At 73.9% G+C, this 10251-nt stretch carries 8 protein-coding genes; 6 read left to right on the top strand and 2 right to left on the bottom strand.

Translation table 11 applies throughout. The features are described from left to right. Window positions 1–116: 116 nt before the first annotated feature. Entirely contained in the window at window positions 117–1274 is a 1158-nt protein-coding gene (locus tag DRB89_RS11655; RefSeq protein WP_112450275.1) for an ROK family transcriptional regulator, read from the top strand. Between the two features lie 125 nt (window positions 1275–1399). On the opposite strand, the gene DRB89_RS11660 is transcribed toward DRB89_RS11655, so the two are convergent. Beyond that, window positions 1400–2158: a GntR family transcriptional regulator gene (locus tag DRB89_RS11660; protein ID WP_112450276.1), complete on the bottom strand. Its 759-nt coding sequence runs from the start codon at window positions 2156–2158 to the stop codon at window positions 1400–1402. Window positions 2159–2456: 298 nt separating this feature from the next. Here DRB89_RS11660 and DRB89_RS11665 point away from each other — a divergent pair, with 298 nt between their 5' ends. The 3 genes from DRB89_RS11665 to DRB89_RS11675 all read left to right on the top strand — a co-directional run bounded on the left by DRB89_RS11665 (window position 2457) and on the right by DRB89_RS11675 (window position 6691). Then, complete coding sequence (locus tag DRB89_RS11665; RefSeq protein WP_112450277.1) at window positions 2457–3296, top strand: alpha/beta fold hydrolase; 840 nt, start codon at window positions 2457–2459, stop codon at window positions 3294–3296. Between the two features lie 138 nt (window positions 3297–3434). Continuing rightward, on the top strand, window positions 3435–5036 hold the full coding sequence (locus DRB89_RS11670) for an alkaline phosphatase D family protein (RefSeq protein ID WP_204357802.1): 1602 nt from the start codon (window positions 3435–3437) through the stop codon (window positions 5034–5036). A gap of 212 nt (window positions 5037–5248) precedes the next feature. Then, a complete protein-coding gene (locus DRB89_RS11675; RefSeq protein WP_112450278.1) occupies window positions 5249–6691 on the top strand; it encodes a GNAT family N-acetyltransferase in 1443 nt (480 codons plus the stop codon). Here the strand turns inward: DRB89_RS11675 and DRB89_RS11680 are convergent. Continuing rightward, a complete protein-coding gene (locus DRB89_RS11680) occupies window positions 6636–7886 on the bottom strand; it encodes a PLP-dependent transferase (protein ID WP_112450279.1) in 1251 nt (416 codons plus the stop codon). The genes DRB89_RS11675 and DRB89_RS11680 overlap by 56 nt on opposite strands. Window positions 7887–7946: 60 nt before the next feature. Between DRB89_RS11680 and DRB89_RS11685 the strand changes: the two genes are divergently transcribed. Beyond that, the gene (locus tag DRB89_RS11685) at window positions 7947–8429 is read left to right on the top strand and encodes an Lrp/AsnC family transcriptional regulator (protein WP_112450280.1); all 483 of its coding nucleotides are present in this window, start codon (window positions 7947–7949) and stop codon (window positions 8427–8429) included. 48 nt (window positions 8430–8477) lie between these two features. Next, entirely contained in the window at window positions 8478–10211 is a 1734-nt protein-coding gene (locus DRB89_RS11690; protein ID WP_112450281.1) for a DUF885 domain-containing protein, read from the top strand. Window positions 10212–10251: the final 40 nt, after the last annotated feature.

Below are 10251 nucleotides of genomic sequence, written 5' to 3' on the forward strand. Positions count from 1 at the left end.
TGCCGGCACATCCGAGAGGAAGAGCGGATTCCGGCCGATGGGGGGCTGCTTCTCGCCGTCGGACCGGGTCCGCAGTACGATCCGGCTGACAAGCTCGCTAGCTGGGAGGAAACACGTTGGGTCAGCTGACCGGCGGGGACCCCTCTCTGCTCCGGCGGATCAACTCCGCCGTCGTGCTGCGGGCACTGCGCGCGGCCGAATCTCCGACCCTCACCGACCTCACTCGGGTGACCGGGCTCTCCCGGCCGACCGTCGAGGGCGTCGTCGAAGGGCTCATCGCCACCGGGCTCGTCGTCGAGGCCGGTGCGGAGGAAGGCGCTCGGCGCCAGGGGCGGCCCGCGAGACGGTTCCGCTTCCGCACGGAAGCCGGGCACTTGCTCGGCGTGGAGATCGGCTCGCACCGCATCGCGGTGCTGCTCTCCGGGCTGGACGGGCGGGTCATCGGCGCCGGCACCAAGGAGGTCGCCGAGACGGCGTCCGCCGACGAACGGCTGGACCGGGTCCGCAGCGCGGTCGCCGACCTGCTGCGCAAGGCCGGAGTCCCCAGGGACTCCCTCCGCGCGGTCGGCGTGGGCAGCCCCGGCATCGTCGAGGCGGACGGCACCGTGCGCCTCGGTACGGCCCTGCCCGGCTGGACCGGGCTGCCGCTCGGCGAGCGGCTGCGGCGCTCCTTCCGGTGCCCGGTCCAGGTGGAGAACGACGCCAACGCCGCGGCGGTCGCCGAGCACTGGAAGGGTGCCGCGACGGACACCGACGACATGGTCTTCGTGATGGCCGGACTCAGCCCGGGCGCGGGCTCCCTGATCGGCGGCCGCCTGCACCGCGGCTTCGGCGGGGCGGCCGGTGAGATCGGCGCGCTGCACCTGCTGGGCCGCGAGGTCACGCCCGAGCGGCTGCTGTCGACGACCGGCGAACCGCTGCACCCCCTGGACGAGCGGCAGGTCGCGGAGGTCTTCGCGATGGCCAAGCGCGGGGACGAGCGGGCGGTGGCCGCGGTCGAGCGGTTCATCCAGCGGCTGGTCCACGACGTGGCGGCGCTGGTCCTCGCGATGGACCCGGAGCTGGTCGTGGTGGGCGGCTGGGCAGCGGGGATGGACGGGGTACTGGACCCCCTGCGGCGGGAACTGGAGCGGTACTGCCTGCGCCCGCCGCGCGTGGCGCTGTCCCTGCTGGGCGAGGCGGCGGTGGCCACGGGAGCGCTGCGACTGGCGCTGGACCACGTGGAGGAAGAGCTGTTCGCCGTGGAGAAGACCGTCACGACGCGCCGCCGCTGACCCCCTCCGGGACGGTCCGGGACCTCGCTGGTTCGGACCCCGCCGGTGGGACCCCGCCGGTCCGGGACCGCGCGGGGCGTTGCCCCCGGCTCCCGAGAACGTACGAACGGGCCGCCGTCAGCGGGTCAGGACGCGACGCGCGCGTCGTGCGTGATCTGGACGTCGCCCGAGTCGCCGAAGGTGAGGCGGCAGGTGTCCGCGCGGTAGGTGGCCACCGAGACGGCCGCCGTGCCCTCCACCGTGAAGTAGCGGGTGGTGACCAGGAGGACCGGGGCGCCGGGCAGGCGGTCCAGCTCCTTCGCGTCGTCGGCGCGGGCGGAGCCGAGCTCCACGGAGCGGTCCTGCCCGTCGAGCGGGAGCCGCTGCAGCTCGCGCATGACGGCCCGGGCGCGCGCCGGACCGGCCGGGGCGTCGATCGCGGACAGTCCGGGCACCGAGGCGGCCGGCACGTACAGCATCTCGGCCGCGACGACCTGGCCCTGCTCGACGCGGGTCCGGCGCACCGCGAGGACCATCTCCCCGGCGGCGGTGCCCAGCAGCTTCAGGACGGCGGCCGCCGGTGCGGCCTCCACCGCGTCCACGGGCTCCCAGCCGTCGGTGCTCTCGCCGGGCCAGCTGTGCTGCGCGCCGCCGACGTCCACGCCCACGCGCGGCGGGGCGACGGTGGTGCCGACTCCGCGGCGCCGCTGCAGGCGGCCTTCGAGCTCCAGCTGCTCCAGGGCCTGGCGCAGGGTCGCGCGGGCCACGCCGAAGCGGGCGGCGAGCTCACGCTCGTTCGGCAGGACCTCGCCCACGGCGAAATCCTGGTCGAGCGCCTCGCTGAGGACGGTCTTGAGGTGCCAGTACTTCGGCTCCGGCACCGATTCGAGCTGTGTGGTCCCCACCCTGACTCCTCCTGCAATCGCCGCAATCGCCGTGTTCCAGCGGCAGTTCCGCGCCTTTGTTTATTAAAGGTTCCTGCACTATCCCTGCGACGATAGGACGGCGCACCCCCTTGGTCAAGACCAATGCTCGCCTCTTTGTCGGGCAGATCGGGCATATGTAGCAACCCGTTCACGGGATGTTCGCGGGCCACGGCGAAGACGAAGTCTTATGGCCAGGGGCTACCGGGCGGTAATGGTGGCGGGAGACACTACTGACAACCCGTCTCACACGCGCCGCCCGACCCCGACGAGGAGCAGCATGACCGCCACGGTCTCCTTCACGATCGATTCGCCGCTGGGCCCCCGGACCACCACCGCCGCCTACGAACGCAAGGGCGCGGGCGAACCGCTCCTGCTGCTCCACGGCATCGGTCACCACCTCCAGGCCTGGCACCCGGTGACCGACGTCCTGGCCGCCGAGTACGACGTGATCGCCGTCGACCTGCCCGGCTTCGGGGCCTCGGAGCCCCTGCCGCACGGGGTTCCGTACGACCTCGGCACCGTCGCCCCGGCGCTCGGCGCCCTCTGTGCCGCGCTCGGCGTCCAGCGCCCGCACGTCGCCGGCAACTCCCTCGGCGGGCTGCTCGCGCTCGAGATGGGCCGCGCCGGGCTGGCCCGCTCGGTCACCGCGCTCTCCCCGGCCGGGTTCTGGACGGAGGGCGAGCGCCGCTACGCCTTCGCCGCGCTCCGCGCCATGCGCGCCGGGGCCACCGCGCTGCCCCGCCCCGCCGTGGAGCGCCTCTCCCGCAGCGCGGCCGGCCGGGCCGCGCTCACCAGCACCATCTACGCGCGCCCCGGCCGCCGCGCCCCCGACGCCGTGGTCGCCGAGACGCTGGCCCTGCGCGACGCCACCGGTTTCGAGGAGACCCTGGCCGCGGGCGGTTCCGTACGGTTCGACCACGATCTGCCCGGCCTGCCCGTCACCATCGCCTGGGGCAGCCGCGACCGGCTGCTCCTGCGCCGCCAGGGCATACGCGCCAAGCACACCATCCCCGGTGCACGCCTGGTGCGACTCCCCGGCTGCGGGCACGTCCCGATGCACGACGACCCGGCACTCGTCGCCCGCGTCATCCTGGACACGGTCCGCCGCCCGGGGTGACCGGCTGACGGACGGCCAGCGCCCGCGCGCCAGTGTTCACGCACGGTTCGCGTGCGCGACGCGGACGGTCCGGTGTGCCGCCGGTGTACGGCGACACACTGGTCCGGCCCGTCCCCGCCGGCCTCTGGAGACGCACCGATGGCACCCCTGCCGTACACCCGACGCTCCCTGCTCGGCGGATCCCTCGCCGTTCCCGTGGGCCTCGCCCTGTCCAGCGCCCTGTCCGGCGCCCTCACCGCCCCGGCCCACGCGGCGACCGCCCCCGCCTTCGTCCGCTCGGGGCGCCCGAACGCCCTCTGGGGCGTGCAGTCCGGCGAGATCACCGCCCACTCGGCCACCGTCTGGACGCGCTCCGACCGGCCCGCGCGGATGTACGTCGAGACCTCCCCGAGCGAGTCGTTCCGCTACGCCGTGCGCCGCCACCGCGGCCCGCTGCTCGGCCCCGGCACCGACTTCACCGGAACCGCCGCCCTGCGCGAGCTCCCGCCGGGCCAGCAGGTCCACTACCGCGTCGTCCTCGCCGACCCCGACGACCCGCGCCGCACCGGTGACCCCGTGCGCGGCACCTTCCGCACCACCCCCGTCTCCCGCCGCCGCGACGTGCGCTTCCTGTGGTCCGGGGACCTCGCGGGCCAGGGATGGGGGATCAACCCGGACCTCGGCGGCTACCGCGTCTTCGACGAAATGCGGCTGCGCGACCCCGACTTCTTCCTCTTCAGCGGGGACACCATCTACGCCGACGGGCCCCTCCAGGCCTCCGTCCCGCTGCGCGACGGCACCCTCTGGACCAACGTGACCACCGAGGAGAAGGCGAAGGTCGCCGAGACCCTCGCCGAGTACCGGGGCAACTTCCGCTACAACCTCCTCGACCGCAACCTGCGCGATTTCAACGCCCAGGTCCCGGTCCTCGCCCAGTGGGACGACCACGAGGTCCGCAACAACTGGTACCCGGGGCAGATCCTCGACGACCCCCGCTACACCGTGAAGGACGTCGACACCCTCGCGGGCCGGGCCCGCCGGGCCTTCGGCGAGTACTTCCCCGTCACCGACCTGCGCGGCGGCCGCGAGGAGGGCCGGATGTACCGGGTGATGCGCTACGGCCCGCTGCTCGACGTGTTCGTCCTCGACATGCGCACCCACCGCAACGCCAACTCCCCCGGCCGCCAGACGGACGACCCCGTCGGCATCCTCGGCACCGAGCAGCTGGCCTGGCTCAAGCGGGAGCTGTCGCGCTCCCGCGCCACGTGGAAGGTCATCGCCGCCGACATGCCGCTGGGCATCGTGGTGGCGGACGGGGCGGCGAACTTCGAGGCCGTCGCCCAGGGCGACCCCGGCGCCCCGCTCGGCCGCGAGCTGCAGATCGCCGAACTGCTGCGCCACATCAAGCACCAGCGCATCACCGGCACCCTCTGGCTCACCGCGGACGTCCACTACACGGCCGCGAACCACTACGCGCCCGAGCGGGCCGCCTTCACCGATTTCGCGCCCTTCTGGGAGTTCGTATCCGGCCCCATCGGCGCGGGCGGCTTCCCCGCGGGCCGGCTCGACGCCACTTTCGGCCCGGAGACGGCGTACGTCCAGTCCGCGCCCTTCGCCAACATGTCGCCGTCCGAGAACCCGCCGTACTACGGCGAGGTGGAGATCGACGGGGACGGCGGCGAGCTCACCGTGCGGCTGCGGCGCCAGGGCGGCGGTGTGCTGTTCACACGGACGCTCCGGCCCGGACGGGTGGGGCAGTAGCGGACGATCCGGCAGCGGGCCCGGTCCTCGCCGGGCCCGCGACGGGCCCGGCGGCGGCCCCGGCGACGGCCTCCAACCGCCCCTGACCCCGTCCTTCGCCCTTACATCTGAAATGAGCCGGAAAACAGGGCGAAATCGGCCAGATGGATCCTTAACCAGTCGGTCACAGATCGTTCGTGATCACGCAACACCCCTGCGTCACAGTGGTCTGCATGACTGAGCCCCTCACTGCCCCCGCCCAGCGTTCCCACCGCCACCACTGGCGCCGGGACCTCGTCGAGCTCGCCGCCCTCTTCTGCGCCGTCGCGGTGGCCGACGCCATCGCCAATCTCGTCGTGCACGGTCCGCGCGGCCCTGTCCTGCTCGTCGCCTCGGCGGTCGCGCTCCTGGTCACGGCGGCCTTCCACACCTGGTGGGCACGGCGCCACAGCCATGCGCCCCCGCCCACGGACTCCGCACCCGCCGGTCCGGACGAGGCGGGGACCGGCCCGACGGGCGTCGCCCGGCCCTCCGGCGCCGCGCCCACGGACGCCGCGCCCACCACCTCCCTGTGGCGGATGCGGACCACCGTGCAGGACCAGCCCGGCAGCCTCGCCGCCCTCTGCACGGCCCTCGCCCGCAGCGGCGTCGACATCCTGACCCTCCAGACGCACCCGCTCCCCGAGGGCGGCACCGTCGACGAGTTCCTGCTGCGCGCACCGCAGCAGCTGCCCTCCGCCGACCTCACCCGGGCCATCGCCGGGGCCGGCGGCCACAGCACCTGGATCGAGCGGGCCGACGCCCACGACCTCGTCGACACCCCGACCCGGGTCCTGGGCCTGGCCACGCGCACCGCGCTGGACGCCGCCGAACTGCCGCTCGCCCTGCGCCAGCTGCTCGGCCGCTGCACCATCCACTCGATCCCGGCGACCACCCTCTCCGGCCGGCCCAACGCGGGCGCCGACGCGCCCGTCGAGGGGGTCCTGGAGACCACGGTCATGCGGCTGCGCGACCCCTCCGGCGGTGCGATCACCATCGAACGGCCCTACCTCCCCTTCACCCCGACCGAGTTCGCCCGCGCCCGCGCGCTCGTCGAGCTCGACGCCCGGCTCGGCCCGCGCGTCCCGCGCAGCCAGGACGTGCTGACCCTGCCCGAGGGCAACGAGATCACCGTCCGCCGCGCCGACGGCTCCGACCAGGCCGCCGCCCGCGCGATGCACGACCGCTGCTCCGAGCGCACCCTGTCCCTGCGCTACCACGGCCCCGTCGCCGACGCCGACCGCTACCTCGGCCACCTGCTGAGCCCCCGCTTCGGCCGCACCCTCGCCGCGACCACCGCGTCCGGCAAGCTCGTCGCCCTGGGCCACCTGCTCTGGGACGGCGACGAGACCGAGGTGGCCCTGCTCATCGAGGACGACTGGCAGCGCCGCGGCATCGGCACCGAGCTGCTCGGCCGGCTGATCGGGATGGCCGTCGAGGCCGGGTGCGACAGCGTGTACGCCGTCACCCAGGCCTCGAACACCGGCATGGTCGCCGCCATGCGCGGCCTCGGCCTCCCCCTCGACTACCAGATCGAGGAGGGCACCCTGGTGATCACGGCCCGGCTGGACGCGACCCCGGTCAGCTCCCGGCTGCCGTACGAGCTTCCGCGCGCGCAGCCCCGTACCCAGCACTGACGGCACCGACAGCGCCGACAGCGCTCACACCAGTGAGCTCCGCCGCCGGGGCCGTCGCCCGGTCCAGCGCCTGGTCCAGATCGGCCCACAGGTCGTCCACGTCCTCCAGCCCGACCGACATGCGCAGCAGCCGGTCGCTCACGCCCGAGGCGTGGCGGTCCCCCTCGGCCACGATGCGGTGGCTGATGGAGGCCGGGTGCTGGATGAGGGTGTCGACGCTGCCCAGGCTGACCGCCGGGGTGACCAGCCGGACCGAGGCGATCACCTCGTGCGGGTCGCCGGCCGTCTCGAAGGCGACCATGGCGCCGCCGATCCGCGGGTAGTGCACCCGCAGGACGCGCGGATCGGCCTCGAGCCGCCGGGCGAGCTCGGCGGCGCTCGCGGAGGCCGCCCGCACCCGTACGGGAAGGGTCGAGAGCCCGCGCAGCAGCAGGTACGCGGCCAGCGGGTGCAGGACCCCGCCGGTCGCGAACCGCACCTGGCGCAGCTGCCGCGCGAACTCCTCGTCGCAGGCGACGACCCCGCCGAGGACGTCCCCGTGGCCGCCGAGGTACTTGGTGGCGCTGTGCAGGACCAGCCGGGCGCCGCTCTCGGCCGGCCGCTGCAGGACGGGCGTCGCGAAGGTGTTGTCGACGAGCAGCGGCACCTCCCCGCAGGAGTGCGCGGCGGCGCGCAGGTCGATCTCCGCGAGGGTCGGGTTGGCGGGCGACTCGATCATGACCAGACCGGTGTCCGGGCGGATGGCGTCCGCTATGCCCGCGGGGTCCACCCAGGTCACCTCGGTGCCCAGCAGCCCGCTGGTCAGCAGGTGGTCGCTGCACCCGTAGAGGGGCCGTACGGCGACCACGTGACGCAGGCCCTGCATCCCGCGCACCAGCAGGCAGGCGGACAGGGCGGCCATCCCGCTCGCGAAGGCGACGGCGCTCTCCGTGCCTTCGAGCCGGGCGAGGGCCGTCTCGAACCGGGCGGTGGTCGGGTTGTCCAGCCGGGCGTACACCGGCGGGCCCTCGGGCCGGGCTCCGGTGGTGGCGAATTCGTCGATGCGGGCGGCCTCCGCCCGACTGTCGTACGACGGGTACGTCGTCGACAGATCGAGCGGAGGCGCGTGCAGTCCGAGCCCGGCGAGGTCCTCGCGTCCGGCATGAACCGCTTCGGTGGCCAGTGACCGTCGTACGGTCGGGGCGTTCGTCTCCATGGGCCGTACTGTGCTCAGCTGATCGGCCTTGGCGGGAAAACCCCGTGCTACGTTCGGCCAATGTCCGAATCTGTCGCACTGGACCCGGTCGATCTGCAGATTCTGCGGCTTCTGCAGAACGACGCCCGGACCACGTACCGCGATCTCGCCGCCGAGATCGGCATCGCCGCGTCGACCTGTCTGGACCGGGTCGCCCGGATGCGCCGCTCCGGCATCATCCTCGGCAACCGGCTCAGCCTGGATCCGGCCAAGCTCGGGCGCGGCCTGGAGGCACTGCTCCTCGTCCAGGTGCGCCCGCACCGCCGCGAGCTGATCGGCCCCTTCGTCGAGCGCGTGCGCTCGCTCCCGGCCTCGCGGGCCGTCTTCCACCTGACCGGGCCCGACGACTACCTCGTACACGTGGCCGTTTCCGATCCCGGCGAGCTCCAGCGGCTGGTCCTCGACGAATTCACCTCGCGCCGGGAAGTCGCCCGCGTGGAAACCAGGTTGATCTTCCAGGAGTGGGACTGCGGACCCCTGCTCCCCCCTACGTCAGCAGGCTGAGGCCGGTTGGTGATGACGCGGACCCTTCCCGCATACGAAGATGTCCACATGTCAGACATCCTCACCGGCAACGGTTCCGCACGGCTGCCCCGCCAGGTCGCCGACGCTTACGTCGACGAGCTCATCGCCATCGACCCGATCACGGGCACCTACCTCGGTGTCGCCGAAAGCTCCGGCAAGCTCCCGGACCTCTCCCCCGCGGGCCGCGCCGCGGCCGCCGGGCTCTCCCGCGCCACGCTCGCCCTCCTGGACGCCGCCGAGCGGCAGCCGGGCGCCGACAGCGATGTCGAACGCCGCTGCGCCCGCCTGCTGCGCGAGCGGCTGACCGCCGAACTCGCGGTCCACGAAGCCGACGAGGACCTGCGCGCGGTCAGCAACATCCACTCCCCCGCGCACGCGGTCCGCGAGGTCTTCACCCTGACCCCGGCCGACACGGACGAGGACTGGGCCGCCATCGCCGAGCGGCTGCGCGCCGTGCCGGCCGCCTACGCGGGCTACCGCGAGTGCCTCGCGCTCGGCCTGGACCGCGGGCTGTTCGGCAGCCCGCGCCCCACCGCCACCTTCATCGAGCAGCTCACCGGCTGGGCCGGCGAGGACGGCGCCGACCGCGCCGACCGCGCCGACGGCGAGCCGGCCGGCGGCTTCTTCGCCGGCTTCGCCGCGGGCGGCCCCCAGGCCCTGCGCGCCGAGCTCGACGAAGCCGCGGCCGCCGCGACCGCCGCCGTCGTGGAACTGCGCGACTGGATGCGCGACGTGTACGCCCCCGCCGTCCAGGGGCAGCCCGACCCCGTGGGCCGCGAGCGCTACGCCCGCTGGTCGCGCTACTTCAACGGCACCGACCTGGACCTCGACGAGGCGTACGCCTACGGCTGGTCGGAGTACCACCGGCTGCTCGCCGAGATGAAGCAGGAGGCGGCCAAGATCCTGCCGGGCGCCGGCCCCTGGGAGGCGCTGCGCCACCTGGACGAGCACGGCACCCACATCGAGGGCGTGGACGAGGTCCAGGCCTGGCTGCAGGGCCTCATGGACGAGGCCATCGAGAACCTCGACGGCACCCACTTCGAGCTCGCCGAGCGGGTCAAGCGCGTGGAGTCGCGGATCGCCCCTCCGGGCGGCGCGGCGGCCCCGTACTACACGAACCCGTCGGAGGACTTCTCCCGTCCGGGGCGCACCTGGCTGCCGACGATGGGCCAGACCCGCTTCCCCGTCTACGACCTGGTCTCCACCTGGTACCACGAGGGCGTTCCGGGCCACCACCTCCAGCTGGCGCAGTGGACGCACGTCGCGGACCAGCTCTCCCGCTACCAGGCCAGCGTCGGCCTGGTCAGCGCCAACGCCGAGGGCTGGGCGCTGTACGCGGAGCGGCTGATGGACGAGCTGGGCTACCTCAAGGACGCCGAACAGCGCCTGGGCTACCTGGACTGCCAGATGATGCGCGCCGCGCGGGTCATCGTGGACATCGGCATGCACCTGGGCCTGGAGATCCCGGCGGACTCCCCGTTCCACCCGGGCGAGCGCTGGACGGTGGACCTGGCGCAGGAGTTCTTCGGCCTGCACAGCGGCCGGCCGGCGGACTTCGTCGAGAGCGAGCTGACCCGCTACCTCTCCATGCCGGGCCAGGCCATCGGCTACAAGCTGGGCGAGCGCGCCTGGCTGCTGGGCCGCGACAACGCCCGTGCCGCGCACGGCGACTCCTTCGACCTGAAGGCGTGGCACATGGCGGCGCTGTCCCAGGGTTCGCTGGGCCTCGACGACCTGGTGGACGAGCTGTCCAAGCTCTGAGCCCCCGGTGCCCGCCGCGCGGACGGTCCGGCCGGCCCCC

It is taken from the genome of Streptomyces sp. ICC4 (genome assembly GCF_003287915.1).
GTDB classification, from domain to species: domain Bacteria; phylum Actinomycetota; class Actinomycetes; order Streptomycetales; family Streptomycetaceae; genus Streptomyces; species Streptomyces tritrimontium.